The 22,787-nt window shown below is 65.3% G+C and carries 16 protein-coding genes; 4 read left to right on the top strand and 12 right to left on the bottom strand.

Annotated elements, in window-relative coordinates:
- Positions 1-23: 23 nt before the first annotated feature.
- The 5 genes from AABA84_RS24820 to lepA form a co-directional block, all read right to left on the bottom strand.
- Positions 24-1,655 carry an amidase family protein gene (locus AABA84_RS24820; RefSeq protein WP_338313524.1) on the bottom strand — a complete coding sequence of 544 codons (1,632 nt, stop codon included), beginning with the start codon at positions 1,653-1,655 and terminating at the stop codon, positions 24-26.
- 214 nt (positions 1,656-1,869) lie between these two features.
- Entirely contained in the window at positions 1,870-3,411 is a 1,542-nt protein-coding gene (locus AABA84_RS24825; protein WP_338313525.1) for an FAD-dependent monooxygenase, read from the bottom strand.
- A 215-nt stretch (positions 3,412-3,626) separates the two neighbouring features.
- Entirely contained in the window at positions 3,627-4,868 is a 1,242-nt protein-coding gene (locus AABA84_RS24830) for an MFS transporter (protein WP_338313526.1), read from the bottom strand.
- A gap of 115 nt (positions 4,869-4,983) precedes the next feature.
- Positions 4,984-5,292 (bottom strand): hypothetical protein, encoded by a 309-nt coding sequence (locus AABA84_RS24835; RefSeq protein WP_338313527.1) that lies wholly within the window; start codon positions 5,290-5,292, stop codon positions 4,984-4,986.
- A gap of 295 nt (positions 5,293-5,587) precedes the next feature.
- Positions 5,588-7,399: a translation elongation factor 4 gene (lepA, locus tag AABA84_RS24840; protein WP_212247407.1), complete on the bottom strand. Its 1,812-nt coding sequence runs from the start codon at positions 7,397-7,399 to the stop codon at positions 5,588-5,590.
- A gap of 114 nt (positions 7,400-7,513) precedes the next feature.
- Here lepA and AABA84_RS24845 point away from each other — a divergent pair, with 114 nt between their 5' ends.
- Complete coding sequence (locus AABA84_RS24845) at positions 7,514-9,139, top strand: glycosyltransferase family 39 protein (RefSeq protein WP_338313528.1); 1,626 nt, start codon at positions 7,514-7,516, stop codon at positions 9,137-9,139.
- Between the two features lie 130 nt (positions 9,140-9,269).
- Here AABA84_RS24845 and AABA84_RS24850 read toward each other — a convergent pair whose 3' ends face one another.
- The 5 genes from AABA84_RS24850 to AABA84_RS24870 all read right to left on the bottom strand — a co-directional run bounded on the left by AABA84_RS24850 (position 9,270) and on the right by AABA84_RS24870 (position 13,379).
- Positions 9,270-9,587, bottom strand: coding sequence for an HPr family phosphocarrier protein (locus AABA84_RS24850; RefSeq protein ID WP_212247403.1), 318 nt, complete (start codon positions 9,585-9,587; stop codon positions 9,270-9,272).
- On the bottom strand, positions 9,584-9,985 hold the full coding sequence (locus tag AABA84_RS24855; RefSeq protein WP_007597752.1) for a PTS sugar transporter subunit IIA: 402 nt from the start codon (positions 9,983-9,985) through the stop codon (positions 9,584-9,586). Before AABA84_RS24855 ends, AABA84_RS24850 begins: the two co-directional genes overlap by 4 nt.
- 133 nt (positions 9,986-10,118) lie before the next feature.
- Positions 10,119-10,643 carry an HPr kinase/phosphorylase gene (locus tag AABA84_RS24860; RefSeq protein WP_212247401.1) on the bottom strand — a complete coding sequence of 175 codons (525 nt, stop codon included), beginning with the start codon at positions 10,641-10,643 and terminating at the stop codon, positions 10,119-10,121.
- A complete protein-coding gene (locus AABA84_RS24865) occupies positions 10,640-12,460 on the bottom strand; it encodes a sensor histidine kinase (RefSeq protein ID WP_212247400.1) in 1,821 nt (606 codons plus the stop codon). The genes AABA84_RS24860 and AABA84_RS24865 overlap by 4 nt, the downstream gene beginning before the upstream one ends.
- Before the next feature lie 217 nt (positions 12,461-12,677).
- Entirely contained in the window at positions 12,678-13,379 is a 702-nt protein-coding gene (locus AABA84_RS24870; RefSeq protein WP_008542552.1) for a response regulator transcription factor, read from the bottom strand.
- Positions 13,380-13,620: 241 nt separating this feature from the next.
- Here AABA84_RS24870 and AABA84_RS24875 point away from each other — a divergent pair, with 241 nt between their 5' ends.
- The 3 genes from AABA84_RS24875 (at position 13,621) to AABA84_RS24885 (ending at position 18,930) form a co-directional block, all read left to right on the top strand.
- The gene (locus AABA84_RS24875) at positions 13,621-14,355 is read left to right on the top strand and encodes a HugZ family pyridoxamine 5'-phosphate oxidase (RefSeq protein ID WP_091959898.1); all 735 of its coding nucleotides are present in this window, start codon (positions 13,621-13,623) and stop codon (positions 14,353-14,355) included.
- Positions 14,356-14,433: 78 nt separating this feature from the next.
- Positions 14,434-17,028 (top strand): CHAT domain-containing tetratricopeptide repeat protein, encoded by a 2,595-nt coding sequence (locus AABA84_RS24880; RefSeq protein ID WP_338313529.1) that lies wholly within the window; start codon positions 14,434-14,436, stop codon positions 17,026-17,028.
- 285 nt (positions 17,029-17,313) lie between these two features.
- On the top strand, positions 17,314-18,930 hold the full coding sequence (locus AABA84_RS24885) for a phosphoenolpyruvate carboxykinase (RefSeq protein WP_338313530.1): 1,617 nt from the start codon (positions 17,314-17,316) through the stop codon (positions 18,928-18,930).
- A 234-nt stretch (positions 18,931-19,164) separates the two neighbouring features.
- On the opposite strand, the gene AABA84_RS24890 is transcribed toward AABA84_RS24885, so the two are convergent.
- Entirely contained in the window at positions 19,165-19,980 is an 816-nt protein-coding gene (locus tag AABA84_RS24890; RefSeq protein ID WP_338307671.1) for an acyl-CoA thioesterase, read from the bottom strand.
- Positions 19,981-20,148: 168 nt separating this feature from the next.
- Positions 20,149-22,665 carry a glycogen/starch/alpha-glucan phosphorylase gene (locus AABA84_RS24895; RefSeq protein WP_338307670.1) on the bottom strand — a complete coding sequence of 839 codons (2,517 nt, stop codon included), beginning with the start codon at positions 22,663-22,665 and terminating at the stop codon, positions 20,149-20,151.
- Between the last annotated feature and the right edge of the window lie 122 nt (positions 22,666-22,787).

Raw genomic sequence — 22,787 nt, forward strand, 5'->3', positions numbered from 1 at the left:
GGTGGGCTATTTGGCGCTGAGGATCAAGCTTGCGGCCCTACAGCGCCGGCAAGCCCCGACGGCGGCTTGCGGGCGCGCGTTGCCTGTTCGAACGCATAGGCCAGCCGCAGCAGCTTGTGCTCGCTCCAGGCTCTCCCCGCGAAGGCGACGCCGAGCGGATAGTCGGGCGTGTCCTTGCCGTCGAACGTTCCCGAGATGAAGCCGCCGCACACCATGACGCTGGGATAGCCGGCCTTGGCGGCAATCGCGGCGCCCGTCGCGCCGGCGAACAGCACTGCGTCCAGCTTGTGCTGGTTCATGTAGGCATCCATGCCGCGCGTCTTGGCCGAGAGCAGGTCCATGGCACGCGCGGATTTGTACTCGCGCTCGCTCAGATCGCCCCTGGTCATGTCAGCGGCGAGGAAAAAATCCTGCCCGAAACGCAGCGCCTTCCCCGCGTTGGCTTCGTTGAAGGCCACGATGTCGGCGATGGTCTTGATGTCGGTGCCGGTCGCCCAGTCCTTCAAATAGAGGTTGAGATCGCGCTTCAGCTCGTAGAGGAAGACGACAGGCGGCCTTGCGATGGTGCCCTTGTGCTCGCTCAGCGGATTGCGGTTGAGCACGGCCATGGTCGTGCCCGGCCCGCCGATCCAGCCCAGCGTCGGCATGTTGGCGCGCACGATGATTGCGCCGAGATCCTCCAGCACCTTGATCGTCTCGCTCATCACCTTGACCCTGTTGGGCAGCAGCTTGCCGTAATAGCAATCGTTCAAGGGGTCGCTGGGGTCGCTCGGCACGCCGATGCGCACCCCCTTGATAGCGTCGGCGGCAAGGCCCGCGGTGAAGTCGGCGGGCCGCCGCTGCTTCTGCGTCGCCGGGTCGAGCGGGTCCCTCGCAGCGAGCACATTCAACAGCAGCGCCGCGTCGCGCACGGTGCGCGTCATCGGCCCTGCGGTGTCCTGGCTGTGCGCGAGCGGCAGGATGCCGGCACGGCTGATCAGTCCGACCGTCGGCTTCACCGTGACGAGGCCGTTCAGGCTGGCGGGGAACAGCAGCGAGCCCGAGGTCTCGGTGCCGATCGATGCCGCACACAGGCCGGCCGCCACCGCGACCGCCGACCCCGAGCTCGATCCGCCTGGCTGCAAGACCGGAATGCCGTGTTCGCCGGTCAAATTCGGCGCGTAAGGGTTTTTCACCTGGCCGCCCAGCGACGAATAGCCCGAGGGCATGTCGACTGCGAGCATGTTGGCGAACTCGGTCAGGTTCGCCTTGCCAAGGATCACCGCGCCGGCGTCGCGCAACAGCTTGACGATCGTGGCGTCGTCCCTGGCGTGCGCACCTTCCAGCGCCAGCGAGCCTGCCGTGGTCGGCTGCTTGTCGCCGGTGGCGATGTTGTCCTTCAGCAGGATAGGCACGCCCGCCAGCGGCTGCCCGACCGACGGCTTGATGCCGTCGCACTCGCCTGCGATCGTGAGCGCATCGGGATTGAGCATGCGGACCGAATTGAGCGCGGGCCCGTTGCGGTCGTAGGCTTGGATGTACGCGAGATAGGATTTCGTCAGCGCTGTGGCGGTGAGCTGCCCGCCGGCCAAAGCGTCGATGATCTCGCTCAACGGTGCGTGCTCGGGCGTCAGCGCGGCCGGCGCCTTCGCATCGCCGCGGATCGGCTGGTCCATCGTGTCCTCTCGGGCGGCTTGCGACGACTATGCTACCAATGGTAGCATTGAGCTCGGTTGCGTGACAAGCTGATGGCCGGTCCCGCGGCGCAGGCGTGAGATTTCAATTCGCATGTCGAGCACAAGGGATGGGCTTCGCGAGAGTTCAACCCTATGTCCGACGTGTCGAAGGCGTGTCGAAAGATTGGACACGCCTTTTTTCATGTTTCACGCCTCAAGCGGGTTCACCGAACCATCGCACAGCTGCGCGGGCCGCCTCCTCGAGGTCCGGCGTCCCCTCGCTGACCCAACCCACCATGCCGTCGGGACGCACGAGCAAAGCCGTCAAGCCCAATCGATCCCGGGCGTCGGCTGCGACATAGCTGATCCGGCCGCTCCAGCCGCGCGCAAGCGCTTGGAGCGATGGCCGGGCGTCGAAGTCCAGCAGCAGCCCTCTTCCTGTCCTGAGCAACTCGCTTGGTCGCGTTCCATCGACCAATGCGAAGTCGGGCACGCTGCGCCCCGCCAATGGATGGGGATCGCCGAGGTCATGGCGGAGAGAAATGCCCCAGACCCGCTCGGCGAAATAGGTCGCGCCATCGCGCGTGTTGATGAGATCGCGGATGATGGCTTCGAGCGCGCGCGAGCTTCGGCTGGGACGCATGAGCCCGACCTGGGCCCGCGACCAGTCGAGGATTTGTGCGCCCACCTGCCGCCGCTCGGCCGAATAGGTGTCGAGCAGGCCGGCTGGCGCGTCGCCACGAACGGTCGCGGCGAGCTTCCAGCCAAGGTTCATGGCGTCGCCGAGGCCGAGGTTCAGGCCCTGGCCGCCCAGCGGCGAATGGATGTGCGCGGCATCGCCCGCCAGCAGCACACGGCCCGCGCGGTAGTCGGTGGCCTGACAGGCGCGATCGGTCCAGGTGGTGGCGAGCAGCAGGCGCGTCACCGTGACATCGAGGCCCGAGATCTTGCGCAGCACCGTCTCGATCTGGTCGCGCTGCGGTTCACTGCGATGAGCCATGCCGCCGTCGAAATCGACCATCGCGATCGTGCCGGGCGCCGCATAGGTGTACATGCCCGACGCCGTGTAATGGCGACCCGCCGTGAGCGCGGCCGGATCGGCCAGCTCGACTTGCGCCGAATAGCCGGTGAACTCGGCATCGGTGCCGGTGAAACCGATACTGGCCGCCTTTCGCACAAGGCTACGCCCGCCGTCGCACCCAACGAGCCAGCGGCCCCGCACCCTTCCGCCGCCCGCTGCAACGGTGACGCCATCGCCTGATTGCGCGAGAGTCTCGACGCCGCAGCCGCGCCGGATCTCGACGCCCAGCGCCGCGGCCCGGATCGCGAGGACCGCCTCGAAGCTCGCCATGTCGGTTGCGATGCTGCCGATCTGGCCCGGCAAGCGATAGGGCCATTGCGTGCCGTCGATCTGATCGTGGAAGAACGGGATGCCGGCGAAATGCCCGCCCGGGCGGCGCCGCTGCTGCATCCAGTGCGCGGCTGCCGGCATGTCACGGCTGGCCGCGCGGAGCTTGAGATCATTCAGCAGATCGCGGCGGTCGAAGCTTTCGATAGTCGGCACCGAAAGACCACGCAGCCCGAACGGCAGGCGTTTGAGCGGCGAATGCGGATCTTGTGCCTTCTCGAGCACCAGTACCGAACAGCCCGCAAGCCGCAGTTCGCAAGCCAGGAACAGGCCGACGGGACCGGCGCCGGCGACGATGACATCATAAAGGACAGGGTTGGGATAAAGGACAGGGTCGGGGGGTTGCATGAAATGCTCCGTTGTCGAGATTCGACCGGAGCGTTTCCCAAACCCGAGAGCCTCACGGACGAACGATGGGCCGCTCGAACAGCGACCGTTGTTCGTCGTGGGGATCTCGGGCGCGAGGCCAAAGACCAGAGCTTTCGTTACCGAAAGGACTTGGGCTTACCAGACTAAGTCTGCCTTTTCCGACCTGGCCATTTAGCGTTGCGATCGCGGCTTCGTCAACGGGTGGGGAGCGCGGATGACCCCGGCTCGTAGTATGGACCGAGCGATGGCCTGCGTTTGGTCGGGAAGCTCAGTGCCACCGCGACGGCGGCGAGCCCGATCGCGAAGGAGCCGGCGTGCAGCCATGTGTAGCGCTGGAAATTGTCGAACACGAGCCCGCCCGCCCAGGGCCCCAGCGCCATGCCAAGGCTGGCAAACGCGGACACCGCGCCGAAAACGGTGCCCATGATGCGCGCGCCGAAGAACTCGCGGACCAGCACCGCGTAGAGCGGCATCACCCCGCCATAGGCGAGGCCGAACACCACCGACAGCGCGTAGAACTCGCCGAGCTGCGCCACTGCAAGATAGGTCGCGATGCACATCGCCTGCACGAGCAGTCCGCCGACCAGCACCGGCTTTGCGCCGATGCGATCGGCCGCCGCACCCAGCAGCAGGCGTCCGCCGAGCCCGGAGACGCCGGCGACGCTGTAGACCGTCACGGCCGTGAGCGGGGCGATGCCGCAGACCATCGCATAGGACACCATGTGGAAGATCGGGCCGGAATGCGCCGCGCAGCAGGCGAAATGCGCCGCGGCGAGTGCGATGAATTGCGGCGTGCGCAGCGCCTGCGCCGCGGTCAGCTCGACCTCCGGTGCTGCGTCTGCAGCGGTGCCGCCTGCCGGGGCCGGCGCCGGACGCACCAGGAAGCAGGCCGGGATCAGCAGCGCCCACGAAGCGATGCCGATCACCAGCATCGCGGTGCGCCAGTCATAAGCCGTGATCAGCCAGCTCGCGGTCGGCGCGATCGTCACCGGCGACACGCCCATGCCGGCAGAGACCAGCGCCACCGCGAGGCTGCGGTTCTTTTCGATCCACGCGCTCGCGAGCGCCATCATCGGTGCGTAGAAGCTGCCGGCCGCGATGCCGATCAGCACGCCGAAGCAAAGCTGGAATTGCCACAGGCTTGTCGCCTGGCTCGCCGTGACGAGACCAAGTCCCAGCAGAACGCTTCCCGCGAGCACCACGATGCGCGTGCCGAACCGGTCCGACAGCGCGCCCCACAGGAACGCGGCAAATCCCATGCACAGAAAATCCAGCGTCGCCGCCGCCGACACCCCGGCGCGCGACCAACCCATCGCTTCCGAGATCGGCTGCAGGAACACCGCCAGCGACAGCATCGTGCCGAACCCGACACAGGTCATCAGCGCGCCTGCAGCGACCACGACCCAGCCATAGTCGAAGCGTGACGGCTTGTTCATGCGTTTCCCTGGCGCTTTTGGTTTTGTTGGTGGTGCGCGGGAGGGATGGTGGCCTATCTGCCGGAAGAGGGCAAGGCTCAGTGGCTGAGCGTGCTTCCTTGCTTGTTGGCCTCAATCATCCACGTCTCAGCGCGGCCGAAGCGGTCCTACGGTTACGATTTGCTCTCGCGCACGCTCGTTGACCCGCGCAAAGTGAGCGCCTGAGTGCATAGTCCTCATCGCTCTGGTCGGCATCGCGGTGAAGCTCGTAGTTCTCCAGCGAGAGCGGCGGCATTTTCGAAAAATCCTGCACCACCTCGACGTAGTCCAGATGGCGGCGCATGACGTCCTCGACGAGTTCTTTCACGCTCACATTGTCCAGCCGGGCGACGCGCAAAGCCTTGTCGTAAAGTTCATCGTCAAGATGTACCGTGATGTCGGCCATGACGGGTTTCCGGTGGCTGAATTTACCTGACAGTAGAGCGGGCCTAGACGCCGCATTAAAGGTACCGCCGATCCGGCCGCCGCTGATGGCAGCCTGTCACGGGCGGCGCAACGACGACATTCTACCCCTGTTTTGCCCGACGGGGCAAATCGATTTCGAAAAATCGAAAAACCGCAATCCCGCCAAGGGGGCGGCTACTGTGCATGGGGTTGTTTTCGCGTTTTTTGTTTGTCGGCCCCCAATGGTCCGGGCCGAACCCGATCCCCTCAGGTCGGAATGGCTTTAAGCCCACGCCTCAGCTATCCACCTTCAGCGCGGCAATGAAGGCTTCCTGCGGGATGTCGACCTTGCCGAACTGCCGCATCTTCTTCTTGCCTTCCTTCTGCTTCTCCAGAAGTTTTCGTTTACGGGTGATGTCGCCGCCGTAGCATTTTGCGGTGACGTCCTTGCGCAGGGCGCGCACCGTCTCGCGCGCGATCACCTTGCCGCCGATCGCCGCCTGGATCGGGATCTGGAACATGTGCGGCGGGATCAGCTCCTTCATCTTCTCCACCATGGCGCGGCCGCGCCCCTCCGCGCGGGTGCGGTGGACCAGCATCGAGAGCGCGTCGACCGGCTCGTTGTTGACGAGGATCTGCATCTTGACGAGGTCGGCCGGCTTGTAGTCGGTCAGATGATAGTCGAACGAGGCGTAGCCCTTGGAGACCGACTTGAGGCGGTCGTAGAAGTCGAACACGACTTCGTTGAGCGGCAAATCGTATTTCACCATGGCGCGGGAGCCGACATAGGTCAGCTCCTTCTGCGAGCCGCGGCGGTCCTGGCACAGTTTCAGGACGCTGCCGAGATATTCGTCGGGCGTCATGATCGTGGCCTCGATCCAGGGCTCCTGGATCTCGGCGATCTTGACCACGTCGGGCATGTCGACGGGATTGTGGATCTCGATCTCGGTGCCGTCGGTCAGCTTCATCTTGTAGATGACGCTCGGTGCGGTCGCGATCAGATTGAGATCGAACTCGCGCGACAGCCGCTCCTGGATGATCTCGAGGTGCAAGAGGCCAAGGAAGCCGCAGCGGAAGCCGAAGCCGAGTGCGGCCGAGGTTTCCATCTCGAACGAGAAGCTGGCGTCGTTGAGGCGAAGCTTGCCCATGGCGCCGCGCAGCGTTTCGAAATCGTCGGCGTCGACCGGGAACAGGCCGCAGAACACCACCGGGATGGCCGGCTTGAAGCCCGGCAGCATCTCCGTCACCGGCTTCCTGTCGTCGGTGATGGTGTCGCCGACCCGGGTGTCGGCGACTTCCTTGATCGCGGCGGTGATGAAGCCGATCTCGCCGGGACCGAGCTCGTCGACCTGCTGCATCTTCGGCGTGAAGAAGCCGACGCGCTCGACGTCATAGGCGGCGCCCGTGCCCATCATGCGCACGCGGCTGCCCTTCTTCATGACGCCGTCGACGACGCGAATGAGAACGACGACGCCGAGATAGACGTCGTACCAGCTGTCGACCAGCAGCGCCTTCAAGGTCGCACTGCGGTCGCCCTTCGGCGGCGGCAGGCGGGTGACGATGGCTTCCAGCACGTCGGGCACGCCGAGCCCGGTCTTGGCCGAGATCATCACCGCGTCGGAGGCGTCGATGCCGATGACGTCCTCGATCTGCTGCTTGATCTTCTCGGGCTCGGCCGCGGGCAGGTCGACCTTGTTCAGGACCGGGACGATCTCGTGATTGTTGTCGAGCGCCTGGTAGACGTTGGCGAGCGTCTGCGCTTCGACGCCCTGGCTGGCGTCGACCACCAGCAGGGAACCTTCGCAGGCCGCCAGCGACCGCGAGACTTCGTAGGCGAAGTCGACATGGCCGGGCGTGTCCATCAGGTTGAAGATGTAGTCCTTGCCGTCCTTGGCGTGGTAGGCGAGCCGCACCGTCTGCGCCTTGATGGTGATGCCGCGCTCGCGCTCGATGTCCATGGAATCGAGCACCTGCTCCTTGCCCGCCATTTCGCGGTCGGTGAGGCCGCCGGTCATCTGGATCAGGCGGTCGGCCAGCGTCGATTTGCCATGGTCGATATGGGCGACGATGGAGAAATTGCGGATGTTGGAAATGGGGACGGTCGTCATGGGCGCGGGATACCACTCACATCCCCGTGCGGCAACCATATTGCTGTAATTTCAGGGCCTTTGTTCACGCCAAGCTGATTCCAAGATGGGCCAAAACGCGCTAGGCAAGCGCCCATGTCGACCACTGCTCTACCTATCGCCAGAACGCGCACGAAGGCCCGCCTGAGCTTTGGCCGCTTCCGGGCCTGGCTGGTTGCCTGCGCGGTCCGCCCCGAGGCGAGATTGTGGCTGGTGATCCAGCTCGCCATCCTCCATGCGGTGCTCTGGACCTTCATCCTGATCAATCTGAAGGCCGCGCAGGACGTTCACATGGACGTCGCAGAGGCCTATGGCTGGGGCCAGAAATTCCTGTGGGGCTACGGCAAGCACCCGCCGCTGTCGGGCTGGGTCGCCGGGCTCTGGTTCACAGCGTTCCCGGCCGCGGACTGGGCGACCTATGCGCTGGCGATGGCGACGGTCAGCGCCGGCATGGTGATCTGCTGGCTGGTTGCCCTGCGCGTGGTGGATGCGCGGCGCGCGTTCCTGGTCGTGGTGATGGTCGCGCTCTACCCGATCTTCAATTTCAAGGGTTTCAAGTACAACCCGGATCTGCTCCAGCTCGTCACGCTGCCGCTGCTGGTGCTCGCCTATCTCAACGCGTTCGAGAAGCGGAGCTGGCAGTCCGGCGTCCTGTTCGGCCTTGCCGGCGCGCTGGCGCTGATGACCAAATATTGGGTGCTGACCATGATCGGCGCCATCGGGCTCGCCGCGCTGATCCATCCGGAGCGGCTGAAATTCCTGTCCTCGCCGGCGCCGTGGGTCGCGATCGTGACGATGGTGGTGGCGATGATCCCGCACATCGTCTGGCTGGCGGATGCGCATTTCGTGCCGCTGACCTATGCCGGCGACACCTACAGCCTCCAGGACAAAAGCCAGGTGCATCAGCTCGTCACCGGCTACATGCTGCATAATTTCGGACTGCTGGCATTGCCGGTGGCGCTGGCCGGGCTCGCGATGGCGCTGGTGCCGCCGTGGTTCACATTGCTGCTGCGCGCGCCCTTGCGCATCGTCACCCGCGCCTGGGCGCGCGGCGCCAATCCGGGCGTCAATGTCTCGCAGGCGCTGAACGTGTGGATGATCCAGATCATCGTCGCATTCGGCCCGCCGCTCGGCGCGCTGGTCTTCGGCGTCTACCTGAAGACCGATTGGGGCATCTCGCTGTTCTTCCTGGTGCCGCTCGCGCTGGTCGCGATTCCGGCGCTGCGGGTGCAGGGCGCGGTGCTGTTCAACATAGCCGCGATCTGGCTCGTGCTCAGCGTTGCCACGCTCGCCGCCTCGCCTTGGATCGCCGCGCGCGAGATGGCGGCCAATGCCGGCAACACCGCGACCTATGGCGCGCGCTCGGATCTCGCGCGCGAGCTGACCCAGGCCTGGCACGCGCGCTTCGCCTCGCGCTGGGCGGTCGTTGCGGGGACGATGGAAACGATCCAGCCGATGGTGTTCTACAGCCCCGATCACCCCAGCCCGTTCACGCCGAACGAAGCCTGGGCCTCCGGGCTGACCTCGCTCGACGACGTCAAGACATACGGCTTCATCGGCGTGGTCGATGCGACCGACGAACGCCTGCCCAAGTTCGAGAAGTGGGTTTCGGAGGTCGCGCCCAACGCCGAGCGCGTGGTGATGACCACGCGCCGCTTCACCCACGGCAAGGCCGGCCCGTCGATGAGCTGGAACGTCTACATCGTGCCGCCGGCGAAGTGATGTGCTCGGTCTCGTAGGGTGGGCAAAGGCGCGAAGCGCCGTGCCCACCATCTCGCACTCATCGCAGAAAAGCCGTGGGCACGCTTCGCTTGCCCACCCTACGGCACTGAGCGTGTAGCGCGAGAGGGGCCTAAACCCCTTCCTCGTTGAACTTGCTTTCAACGAGCTCGGTGATCGCCGCGAGCGCGGCTTCCGCATCCGTGCCGGCGGCAGCCACGGTGATCGTCGTGCCGGGGCCGGCGGCGAGCATCATCAGGCCCATGATCGAGGTGCCGCCGACGGTCTCGCCGCCGCGCGTTACCCAGACCTGCGCTTCGAAGCGCTCGACCGCCTGGACGAATTTCGCGGAGGCCCGCGCATGCAGGCCGCGCTTGTTGATGATCAGGAGGTCCTTGGAGATCGCGCCCGCGGGCACGCCTGTCCCCGCTTGTGGCGCCTCGTCGCTCATTTGCCGGCGAGCACGCGGCTGGCAATGGTGACGTATTTGCGGCCGGCTTCCTGCGCCATCGCGATCGCGTCGGGCAGGGGACGCTCCTCGCGCACCTTGGCGAGCTTGACCAGCATGGGCAGGTTGATGCCCGCGAGCACTTCGACCTTGGGCCGGCTCATGCAGGATATTGCAAGGTTCGACGGCGTGCCGCCGAACATGTCGGTGAGGATCGCAACGCCGTCGCCGGAATCGACGCGGTTAACCGCCTCGATGATGTCGCTTCGGCAGAGATCGGAATCATCTTCGGCGCCGATCGTGATCGCTTCGATTTGCTTTTGTGGGCCCATGACATGTTCAAGCGCTGCCTTGAATTCGTCGGCAAGGCGCCCGTGGGTCACAAGTACTAGACCAATCATCGGAAAACTCCTCGCGGGCGCTTTTGGTGCACCGCACGAACGCGCCACTTTGACCATCCAGAGCCCCTGCGCAAGAGGGGATGTTGCGTATCTCCCTGAATCTAGACGGATGGATGAGGGGAGCTGCGCCGGTCTATTCGGTCGCGATAGTGGGGCTCATATGGTTACCATTTCCCTTCAAACAATCGCCTGAGGGGTTAACCGAAGATGAACTCTTGGTAGTGGTCAAGGCCGCGACAACCAAAGGGAGGGGTGAATATCCACGCCCGACCGGGATTCGCGGTATTTCGACACCGGAAATGCTGGTTTTGAGCGATTCGGCCGCAGGCAGACGCTCCGCGTCCGCGGCATCCAGATCGACCACGAGACCGACGGTCGCATGCTCCACGAAGTCGCAGCGGCGGATCCCGAGGCCGCGGATCTCGATCAGGCCAGCCAAGACCGGCGCGGGGCGGACTTCAATTTCATCGCCGACTGTCGCCAGATGGACACGGTCATCCCCGACCAGAACGGCCCTTTCGACCACGCCCGAGCGCCCGGCCATGATCAGATCAAAGGCAAGGCGCGACTTGCCGGAGCCCGAGGGACCGCGGATCAGCACCGCCCGATGTCCGACCTTGACTGCGGTGGCGTGAACGCTGGGCCCGCCGTCGTTCATAGCGCCGGCAGCCTCACCACGAAGCGCGCGCCCGCGACCGTCGGGACGCTCTCGTCATCCGGCGGGCCTGCGCGGTTCTCGGCCCAGATGCGCCCGCCATGGGCGTCGATGATCTGCTTGGAGATCGACAGGCCGAGGCCGGAGTTCTGGCCAAAACCCTGATGCGGACGGTCGGTGTAGAAGCGCTCGAAGATGCGTTCCAGCGCGTCGTCGCGAATGCCGGGGCCGTCGTCGTCGACCACGATCTCGATCTCGGAGCGCACGCGGCGGCAGGTGAGGCGCACCTTGCTGCCGGGTTCGGAGAACGACTGCGCGTTGGAGAGCAGGTTGGAGACCACCTGCCCGAGCCGCGAATCGTGGCCGCTCACGGCGAAATTGTCGGTCGGGCTGCGGCCCTCGAAGCGCGTCTCGACCGCGACGTCGTGGCCGAGCTTGGTTTCGTTGGCGACGGACACCAGCGTCGTCAGCAGGCGGCGCAGGTCGACCGGGATCGCATCCTGGCGCTGCAATTCGGCATCGAGGCGGCTGGCGTCGGAGATGTCGGAGATCAGGCGGTCGAGCCGCTTGACGTCGTGCTCGATCACCTCGAGCAGGCGCGCACGGCTGTTCTCGTTGCGCGCCAGCGGCAGCGTCTCGACCGCCGAGCGCAGCGAGGTCAGCGGATTCTTCAATTCGTGGGCGACGTCGGCGGCGAACATCTCGATCGCCTCGATGCGGCTGTAGAGCGCGCTCGTCATGTCGCGCAGGGCGCCGGAGAGATGGCCGATCTCGTCGCGGCGGCGGGTGAAATCGGGGATCTCGATGCGGGCCTTGATGCGGCGGCGGACGCGCTCGGCGCTGTCGGCGAGCCGGCGCACGGGCCCGGCGATCGTGCTCGCGAGCAGCAGCGACAGCATGATCATGACGGCGGCCGCGACGCCGCCGACCTTCAGGATGGCGAGGCGTTCGGCCGTGACCATCTGGTCGATGTCGTCGCCTTGCGTCGACAGCATCAGCGCGCCGTGGATCGCGCGCGAGCGCAGCACCGGGACCGCGACCGAGACGATCACCTCGCCGCGGGCATTGACCCGCACCATCGAGCGCTTCTGGCCCTGGAGCGCATCACCCACCTCGGCATAGCCGTTGCCGTTCTCGGGGCCGAGCTCGCGATAGAGCGGCAGGTCGCCGCGGTTCAGCCAGGTGCGCACCGCGACCATGCCGCGCTCGACGAAGCCAGGCTTCTCGGCCGGCGGCGGCAGGTCGAGGCGCAGCACGTTTTCGAGGTTGCGGCTGTCGAGCAGCAGGCTGCCGTTCGGATCGTAGATGCGGGCGCGCGTCTTGGTCGGCGAGATCAGTGTGCGCAGCACCGGCGCCACGCGCTCCGGGTTGATCGGGAAGTCCAGCGGCGAATACTCGTCCGTCCCGCCATAGGTCTCCCCCGGCTTGAGGTCGAGCAGCCGGTCGGGGTCGATGGTGATGGCGTTGGTCTGCACCGTGGCGGAGGCCGCGATCGCGCCGGCGATGATCTCGGCCTGCACCAGCAGGCTCTGCGCCCGCGCGTCGATCAGGCCGGCGCGGAATTGCGACAGATACAGGATGCTCGCCACCAGCGCGACGAGGCCGGCGAGGTTGAGCGAGACGATGCGGCGGGTCAGGCTGGAGAAGGACAGCGCGAAGAAGAACTGCCCGGCGCGCTTGAGCCAGTTCAGCGGTCGGAAGCCCTGCGGCTTGTCTTCGGCCGCATCTTGGGCCTGATCTTGGACGACGTGCTCCGAAACGCCGTCGGATGCGATCTCCCCGGCGCTCTGGTTCTCGTCAGGCTGCGTTCGGTCCAGCAATGCTTACGCCCGCGTTAGGACAGCTCGTGGCAATGGTCCCCGCATTCTAGAGCATGATCCGGAAAAGTGTGCAGCGGTTTTCCGAATGGATCATGCTCAAACGATAAACCAAAGCGCGATGACGATTCCCCCGATCTCGTCGCGCTTTGGAGCCATCCCGGTCCCGATGAAATCAGAACCGGCGATGCTCTCGTCTTTCGTGAAGGCGCATCGCGCCTCAGGCTTCCTTGAAGCGGTAGCCGACGCCGTAGAGCGTCTCGATCATCTCGAACTCGTTGTCGACCACCTTGAACTTCTTGCGCAGCCGCTTGATGTGGCTGTCGATGGTGCGGTCGTCGACATAGACCTGGTCGTCATAGGCGGCGTCCATCAGCGCGTTGCGGCTCTTCACCACGCCGGGCCGGGTCGCGAGCGCCTGGAGGATCAGGAATTCGGTGACGGTCAGCGTCACCGGCTCGTTCTTCCAGGTGCAGGTATGCCGTTCCGGATCCATGCGCAGCAGGCCGCGGTCGAGCGCCTTGGCATCGTTCTCCTTCGGCGCGACGGTCGGGTCCTTTGGCGCCGAGCGGCGCAGCACCGCCTTGACGCGCTCGACCAGGAGGCGCTGCGAAAACGGTTTGCGGATGAAGTCGTCGGCGCCCATCTTGAGGCCGAATAGTTCGTCGATCTCCTCGTCCTTGGAGGTCAGGAAGATCACCGGCAGGTCGGACTTCTGCCGGAGCCGGCGCAGCGTCTCCATGCCGTCCATGCGCGGCATCTTGATGTCGAGGATGGCGAGATCGGGCTGGGTGGTGCGGAAACCGTCAAGCGCGGAAGCGCCGTCGGTGTAGGTCATGATGCGGTAGCCTTCGGCTTCCAGCGCGATCGAGACGGATGTGAGAATGTTGCGGTCGTCGTCGACCAAAGCGATTGTGGGCATGAGCCTCTGCTTTCTGCTTTCCGTTTGGGTCGTGGCTTGAAACGGCGAGCAATCCACTGATGCGCCGCATACATGGGTGCCGATGTCGGCGTTCGAACCTTGTCACCGAGCAATGCAAGCTGGGCTGAAGTGTGACCAAGTTCCACGAAACACGGCAGATTCGCCGCATGTCGACCCATAACCAGGCCCCCGTTTACCCGAAAAAAGGCCCCCCTTGCAACCACCTGAGCCGAGAAAGCCGATGCAACCGACCCCTGATTTCGACCCTGCAAAGCTCGCCAAATCCCTGCTGCGGCGATCGCGGCAGGGGGCGCTGGCAACCCTGATGGCCGGCAGCGGCGACCCCTATTGTTCCCTGGTCAATCTGGCCAGCCATCCCGACGGCTCGCCCATCCTGCTGATCTCGGGCCTCGCCGTGCATACTAGGAACCTTCTCGCCGACAGCAGGGTCTCGCTGATGCTGGACGAGCGGGCGGCGGGCGATCCGCTGGAAGGCGCCCGGATCATGCTGTCCGGCCGGGCGGAGCAGGCAGATGCCGAGAAGGATTTACTCCAGCGGCGGTATCTCAATGCGCATCCGTCGGCGGAAGGCTTTGTTTCCTTTAAGGATTTCTCCTTCTTCCGGATCCGCCCCACGGGAACCCATCTGGTCGCCGGTTTCGGCCGGATCGTCGATCTCAAGCCCGCGCAGTTCCTCACGGACCTCACCGGCGCCGAGGACCTGCTGGCGGCGGAGGAGGGGGCAGTCGCGCATATGAATGCCGATCATCGCGACGCCATGGGCCTCTATGCGACAAAGCTCCTCGGCGCTGCCGCGGGTGACTGGCGCTGCACCGGCTGCGATCCGGAAGGCCTCGACATGCAGGACGGCCAGACCGCGCTGCGGCTGGACTTCCCGGAGCGGGTGACGGACGGCACGTCGCTGCGCAAGATGCTTGTCCGCCTCGCTGGCGAAGCGCGCACGAAGGTGGACTAGAACGCAACAATTTGAACGCCGCGACCCATCGCTGCGACCCAAGACGGTCAGGTCTTAAGGCTCGCAGCGAGAGGGTTCATGACGCGTCGTCGTTTGGCATTGGCTGCGGGTCTGGCGCTCGCGATCACCACGTCGCTTGCCTCGCCCGGCCTTGCCCAGAAGAGCGATCTCGCCGCGCAGGGCGCGCGGATCAACGCGCTCAACCAGGCTGGCAAATATGCTGAAGCGCTACCGCTGGCGCAGGCCATGGTGGCGAGCCTGGAGAAGGGCAACGACGGCCGGGAACTCTCTGCCGCGCTCAACAACCTCGGCCAGGTCCATGCCGGCCAGGGCCGCGACGATCTGGCTGAGCCGATCTACAAGCGCGCCATCGCGCTGATGGAGAAGTCGCTTGGCCTCGACACCGTCCTGATCGCGCCCGAACTGAACAATCTCGCCGCGCTGTATCAGCGCCAGAGCCGCTTCACTGAAGCCGAACCGCTATTCAAGCGCGCACTGGCCATTCGCGAAAAGGCGCTGTCGCGCGAGCATCCCGATGTCGGCCAGGCCCTCAACAATCTCGCCACGCTCTACGTGAAGCAGGAGCATTTTGCCGACGCCGAGCCGCTGTTCCAGCGTGCGCTCGCCATCTATCAGAAGGCCGCCGGGCCCGAGCATCCCGCGGTTGCCACCGTCCTCAACAACATCGGCCAGGTCGATCGCGACCTCAACCGCGATGCGGATGCCGAAGCGCCGATCAAGCGCTCGCTCGCGATCCGCGAAAAGGTGCTGGGCCCGGATCATCCCGACGTGGCGCGCTCGCTCAACAATCTCGCCGGGCTCTACGAGCACCAGCAGCGCTATACCGAGGCCGAGCCGCTCTATCGCCGCGCCCTGTCGATTCGGGAGCGTGCGCTTGGACCCGATCACCCCGATGTCGCGACCTCGACGAACAATCTCGCTCATTTCCTTCAGGTCTCGGGCCGGACCGCCGAGGCTTTGCCGTTCGCGCAGAAGACGCTTGCCGCCAACCGCGCGCAGCTGCGCGTCGTGCTGCCGGTTCTGCTTGCTGCGCGGCAGCAAGCGCTCCTGGCGAGCGACAAGGCGCTCGACGACGCGCTCGGCGCGATCCAGCGCGGCACGCAATCCTCCGCCGCCTCTGCCGTGAACAAGCTCGCGGTACGACTTGCCGCCGGCAGCGACCGGCTCGCCGAGCTGGTGCGCCGGGACCAGGATCTCGCGGCCGAGGCCGAGGCGCTCGACAAGGCGATCATCACCGCGGTGTCGAAGCTGTCGGCGCAGCGAGACACCGCGGCCGAGCAGCGCAGCCGCGCGCGGATCGCCGCGATTGCGAACGAACGCGCAGGCCTGCAGAAGACGCTCACGCTCGAGTTTCCCGACTACGCCTCGCTCTCCAACCCGCTGCCGCTGGCGGTGAAGGACATCCAGCCGCTGCTGTCGACCGAGGAGGCGATGGTGATCTATTCCGTCGTCGACAAACAGAGCTATGTCATCGCGATCACGCGCGATGGCGCCGACTGGAAGGAGATTTCGCTCGGCGCGGACGCGATGGCGCGGAAAGTCTCGGCCTTCCGCAGGGGGCTGGATGTCGGCAAGGCGCGCGATGCCTCCGGCAAGTCGGGGCTGTTCGATCTCGCGCTCGCGAACGAGCTCTATGTCGCGCTGCTCGGCCCGGTCGAGGCGTTGACAAAGGACAAGCGCAACCTCCTGGTCGTGCCATCGGCGGCGCTGACCGCATTGCCGTTCCATCTGCTGGTGACGGAGAAGCCGCAGGCTGCGATCCCGGACAGGCTCGAAGGTTATCGCGACGCCGCCTGGCTGCTGCGGCGTCAGGCCGTCTCGGTGCTGCCGTCGGTGGTCAGCCTGAAATCGCTGCGCGCCTTCGCGCGCAGGGATCAGGGCGTGAAGCCGATGACCGGCTTCGGCGATCCCGTCTTCAACCCCGCAGCCGAAGGGCCCGCCGACCGCCGCGCCGCAGGCGGCAAGGTCGCCGCGCGCAGCATTGCGACGATTGCCTATACCGATTTCTGGCGCGGCGCCGGCGTCGATCGCGCCCGGCTGGCGCAGGCGCTGCCGCAACTGCCTGACACCGCCGACGAGCTGAACGCCGTGGCGAGGGATGTCGGCGCGGCTGATGCCGACATCCATCTCGGACGCGACGCCAGCGAAACGACGCTGAAGCGTGCAGCGCTTGCTCAATACGGCATCATCTACTTTGCCACCCACGGCCTCGTTGCCGGCGACGTCAAGGGACTGGGCGAGCCCTCGCTTGCGCTGTCCATTCCCGATCAGCCGTCGGAGCTCGACGACGGTCTTCTGACCGCGAGCGAGGTGGCCCAGCTCAAGCTCAACGCCGATTGGGTGGTGCTGTCCGCCTGCAACACCATCGCCGGCGACAAGCCCGGCGCCGAAGCGCTGTCGGGATTGGCGCGCTCGTTCTTCTATGCCGGTGCCCGTGCGCTGCTGGTCTCGCACTGGGCCGTGGATTCGGAAGCGGCCACCCGCCTGACCACGTCGACGTTCGAGCTGCTCAAGAACGAACCGAAAATCGGTCGCGCCGAAGCCTTGCGCCGCGCGATGTTAACGTTTGTCGACGACACCTCGTCACCGCGCAACGCCTATCCCGCGATGTGGGGGCCGTTCGCGCTCATTGGCGAAGGCGAGGTCCGATAAGCCGGCAGCCGGAATTGTGCGTCGCAAAAACCATGATCAACGTCGAATTCCGTGTTTGGTTGCGCGATCATTGGTGATTTTTTGATGCAGCTGCTCAGAGCTGACATGCGCGACGTTTGGCGCGGTCCTTGAATAAACCAAATCCTGCGGGATCGGCTTGGCAACGCCAGCGTTCATCATTATTAGGTCGTCGAGCCGAGGCCGGTTGGCCTATAAATCACGGTGACCGCGATGGTGCCGAAGTTTTGGTCGCGTTGAATGTCGCGGGTTCTAGGAGGATTTTTCGTGCAAGAGACGGGCGTGCGCAACGGTGCCTTCGGCGCCGACAAATTCGGTTTAAAGAATCTCAAGCAGGTTCACTGGAACCTCGGTGCGCCGCAGCTCTATCAATACTCACTCGCTGCGGGCGAGACGGTGCTGTCCGCTGACGGCGCACTCTGTGCCGACACCGGCGAGTTCACCGGGCGCAGCCCGAAGGACAAGTTCACGGTGCGTGACGCCACCACCGACAAGAAGATGTGGTGGGCCGGCAACCAGTCCATCACCGCAGAGCAGTTCGAGACGCTCTATCAGGACTTCCTCAAGCACGCCGAAGGCAAGAAGCTGTTCGCGCAGGATCTCTATGGCGGCGCCGACCCGGCCTACCGGATCAAGACGCGCGTCTTCACCGAGCTCGCCTGGCACTCGCTGTTCATCCGTACGCTGCTGATTCGCCCCGAGGCGATCGAGCTGCCGACCTTCGTGCCGGAGCTCACCATCATCGACATGCCGAGCTTCCGCGCCGATCCCAAACGTCACGGCTGCAAGTCGGAGAACGTCGTCGCGATCGATTTCGCCCGCAAGATCGTCCTGATCGGCGGGTCTTATTATGCCGGCGAGATGAAGAAGTCGGTCTTCACCACGCTGAACTACTATCTGCCCGAGCGCGGCGTGATGCCGATGCATTGCTCGGCCAATGTCGGCGCCAAGGGCGATGCCGCGATCTTCTTCGGCCTCTCCGGCACCGGCAAGACCACGCTGTCGGCCGATCCGAACCGCACGCTGATCGGCGACGACGAGCACGGCTGGGGCCCGAACGGCGTCTTCAACTTCGAAGGCGGCTGCTATGCCAAGTGCATCAAGCTGTCGCAGGAAGCCGAGCCGCAGATCTATGCAGCGAGCACGCGCTTCGGCGCGGTGCTCGAGAACTGCGTGCTCGACGAGGACACCCGCGTGGTGGATTTCGACGACGGCTCCAAGACCGAGAACACCCGTTCGGCCTATCCGCTCGACTTCATCCCCAACGCCTCGCGCACCGGCCGCGCGCCGCAGCCGAAGAACGTGGTGATGCTCGCCGCCGACGCCTTCGGCGTGCTGCCGCCGATCGCGAAGCTCTCGCCGGCGCAGGCGATGTATCACTTCCTGTCCGGCTACACCGCCAAGGTCGCCGGCACCGAGCGCGGTCTCGGCAATGAGCCGCAGCCGGAATTCTCGACCTGCTTCGGCTCGCCCTTCCTGCCGCTCGATCCGTCCGTCTACGGCAACATGCTGCGCGACCTCATCGCCCAGCACAATGCCGATTGCTGGCTGGTCAACACGGGCTGGACCGGCGGCAAGTACGGCACAGGCAGCCGCATGCCGATCAAGGTGACGCGTGCGCTGCTCACCGCCGCGCTCGACGGCTCGCTTCGCAACGTCGAATTCCGCACCGACAAGTATTTCGGCTTCGCGGTCCCGACCGCGCTGCCCGGCGTGCCCGCCGAGATCCTCAACCCGGTCAACACCTGGAAGGACAAGGACGAGTTCGACAAGACCGCCCGCGCGCTGGTCGGCATGTTCCAGAAGAACTTCGCCAAGTTCGAGGCTCAGGTGGATGCCGAAGTGCGCGCCGCCGCGCCGGACGTGAAGCTCGCGGCAGAGTAAGCGCTCTCGCCTTTAATGCAAAAGGGCGGCCGCGAGGCCGCCCTTTCTGTTTGTGGCCACGCCGCTTACCACACCCTCGCCGTCGTCCCTGCGAACGCAGGGACCCATACCGCGTGATCTATCGAGAGAGCGCAGTGCGAGTATCGGCAAAGAATGACCATCACGAGTCTTCGCCAAACCACTCCCTGTGGTTATGGCTCCCTGCGTTCGCAGGGACGACAGCGGAGCGAAATCCTACGCCTTGAAATAGGCGATCTGCGTCGTGGTCGCGAGCAGCCGGCCGTTCGGCGACCACAGCTCGGCGTTCTGGTCGGCGTAGCTCTTGTGCATGATCTTCGAATCGGCCGTCGCCAGCACGCGCGTGATGTCCTCAGCCGCGAGCTCCTCGCTGTCGGTGTGAAAATACGTCGTCAGCGACACCGTGCCGAACGGCACCAGTTCGCGCCGCGCGTGGAAGATGCGGCCGAAGAAGGCGTCCGACATCGACATCAGTGAGGGCATGTCGAGCTTGCGTGGCTCGCGATCGCTGATCCAGAGCTTCGAATAGGTGCTGGCGAGGTCCGCCGTCGGCGGGCCGATCCGCATCTCGCCCTCGACGAAGCGGAATTCGTACTGGTTGGCCCAGGTCGCCGCGATCTTCGGGAACGGCAGCGTCGCTTCGAACGGCTTTGCATCGGGATATTGCGCCACCCGGTGCTCCCAGGACGGACGGCGCTCGGCGAACACGGCGGTGGCGAGCGTCGCGACCTCGCCGCCACCTTGCGACAGTTCGACGCTCCAGTGCTGGCTGGAGCGGTTGGCCTTCACCAGCCGCACGTCGAGATCGAACGGCCCCTTGGCGATCGGCGCGCAGTAGTTGACGGTCAGCGCCAGCGGGTCACCGGCGCGTTCCGGGTGGTCGATCAGCGCGCGCAAAATGGTCGCGGCGGTGACGCCGCCGAACGGGCCGACAAAGGCCCAGTAATCGTCGCTGGTGTGCCCCTGCCAGCTGGAGTCGCCGGCCGTGACGCGGGTGGCGTCGTCGAAGGGGTGCGGGAGCTTGGCGTGCATGTGTGTTTCCGTCTGTCATTCCGGAGCGATGCGCAGCATCGAACCCGGAAGCTCGAGATTCCGGGTTCGGCTCTGTGAGCCGCCCCGGAATGACGGTCGTCATATCACAGCCATTGCCCGGATGCGCAATTACGTATCGAGTAACCGCACTTCCACGCCGCGGAAAAATCAGCCCGCGGCGTCGCGCAGGTTCGGCAGCAGCGGCGTGGTCGGGTTCACCGGCACGTTCCAGATCTCCTCGGCGTATTCGCGGATGGTGCGATCCGAGGAGAACCAGGCCATGCGCGCGACGTTGAGGATGGAGGCACGGGTCCAGGCCGGCGAGACCAGCCAGCGCGCATCGACGCTGCGCTGCGCCTCGTAATAGGAATCGAAATCGGCGCTGACCATGTAATGGTCGAGATAGCGCAGCGCGTGCGCGATCGACTCGAAACGTCCGGGGTCGCCGGGCGAGAACTCGCCGGTGCCGATCGCATTGATGGCGCGCTGCAGTTTCGGCGAATTGAGGATCAGGTCGGAGGCGTCCAGCCCCTGCTTGCGCCGGATCATGACGTCGCCGGCCTCCATGCCGAAGATCGCGATGTTCTCGGCGCCGACATGGTCGCGGATCTCGATATTGGCGCCGTCGAGCGTGCCGATGGTGATGGCGCCGTTCAGCGCCAGCTTCATGTTGCCGGTGCCGGAGGCCTCCATGCCGGCGGTCGAGATCTGCTCCGACAGGTCGGCCGCGGGAATGATCACTTCGGCGAGACTGACATTGTAGTCGGGCAGGAACACCACCTTGAGCTTGCCCCCGATCGCGGGATCGTTGTTGACGACCTCCGCGACGTCGTTGATCAGCTTGATGATCAGCTTGGCGTAGCGGTAGCTCGCCGCCGCCTTGCCCGCGAAGATCTTCACCCGCGGCACCCAATTGCCGGTGGGATCGTCCTTGATCGCCTGGTACAGCGCGACGGTCTCGATGACGTTGAGCAGCTGGCGCTTGTATTCGTGGATGCGCTTGATCTGCACGTCGAACAGCGCGCTCGGGTCGACCTTGATGCCGAGCCGCTCGCCGATCAGGCGTGCCAGCGCCGTCTTGTTGTGAAGCTTGACGCTGCGGAACTTCTTCTGGAATTCGACGTCGCTGGCGCGGGCTTCGATCAGCGAGAGCTGGGTCGGATCGTCGAGCACGGCCTCGCCGCAGGTCTCGCGCAGCAGGTCGGTCAGCTTCGGGTTCGCCAGCATCAGCCAGCGGCGGAAGGTGATGCCGTTGGTCTTGTTGGTGATGCGGCCGGGATAGAGATGGTTGAGGTCGTGGAATACGGTCTCGCGCATCAGGTCCGAATGCATCCCCGAGACGCCGTTGATGCGGTGCGAGCCGACGAAGGCGAGCTGACCCATGCGCACGCGGCGCCCGCTCTTCTCGTCGATCAGCGAGACCGAGGCGCGGAAGTCGATGTCGCCGGGACAGCGCGCCTCCGCAAGCGCCAGATGCTGCACGTTGATGCGGTAGATGATCTCCAGATGCCGCGGCAACAGCCGCTCGAACAGCTCGACCGGCCAGGTCTCCAGCGCCTCGGGCAGCAGCGTGTGGTTGGTGTAGGAGAGCGTGGCGACCGTGATCTTCCAGGCCTCGTCCCAGCGGAAATTGTGCAAATCGACGAGGATGCGCATCAGCTCGGTGACGGCAAGGCTCGGATGGGTGTCGTTGAGCTGCACCGCGACCTTGCTCGACAGGCTGCGCAGCTGGCCGTCGGACGCAAGATGGCGCTTGATGAGATCCTGCAGCGAGGCCGAGACGAAAAAATATTCCTGGCGCAGGCGCAGCTCGCGGCCCGCCGGGCTCTCGTCGTTCGGATAGAGGAATTTGCAGATCGCTTCCGCGCGCGACTGTTCGGCGGTGGCGCTGACATAGTCGCCCTTGTTGAAGGCATCCAACTTCAACGGATCGGGCGAGCGCGCCGACCACAGGCGCAGCGCGTTGACGTGCTGGCCGCGCCAGCCGACGATCGGCGTGTCATAGGCGATCGCCTGCACGGTTTCGCCCGGATGCCAGATGGCGCGGTCGCGCCCCTTGTCGTCGACATGCTCGACGCCGCCGCCGAAATTGATGTCGTAGATCACCTCGGGCCGCTGCAATTCCCAGGGATTGCCGAAGCTCAGCCATTCGTCCGGATATTCCTGCTGCCAGCCCTGATTGATGATCTGGCGAAACAGGCCGTAATCGTAACGGATGCCGTAGCCGATCGCGGGGATCGACAGCGTCGCCATGCTCTCCATGAAGCAGGCGGCGAGGCGCCCGAGGCCGCCGTTGCCGAGCGCGGCGTCCGGCTCGCATTTGCGCAGCTCCGGCAGCGACACGCCGAGATCGCCGAGCGCGACCTCGAAGATCTTGAGCAGGCCCATGTTGTTGAGCCCGTCGGTGAAGAGACGGCCGATCAGGAATTCGAGCGAGAGATAATAGACGCGCTTGCGCCCGGCGTCGTAGCTGTGCTTCTCGGCCGTGAGCCAGCGATGCACGACGCGGTCGCGCAGCGCCAGCGCTGCGGCCTGGTACCAGTCGTGCTTGGTCGCCATGCCCGCGTCCTTGCCGATGGCAAGGCGCAGCTTCGCCAGGATCGTGCCCTTGATCTCAGCCAGCGCGAGTTCGTCGATCGGCTGGCCGGGGGCGGGAAAACTGGGCTGGAACGATTGATCTTGCAAAGCCGTCACTTCCTGGTCGAACGAACACCACTCACCCTACGCGTCTTGCCCCTGCACCGGAACTGCCGCCGGTGCGGCCTTGCACTGCGCTGGCGTAAATTTATGCAAGGAACGGGCCGATT

It is taken from the genome of Bradyrhizobium sp. TM239 (assembly GCF_036247985.1).
In the GTDB taxonomy this organism is placed as follows: domain Bacteria; phylum Pseudomonadota; class Alphaproteobacteria; order Rhizobiales; family Xanthobacteraceae; genus Bradyrhizobium; species Bradyrhizobium ottawaense.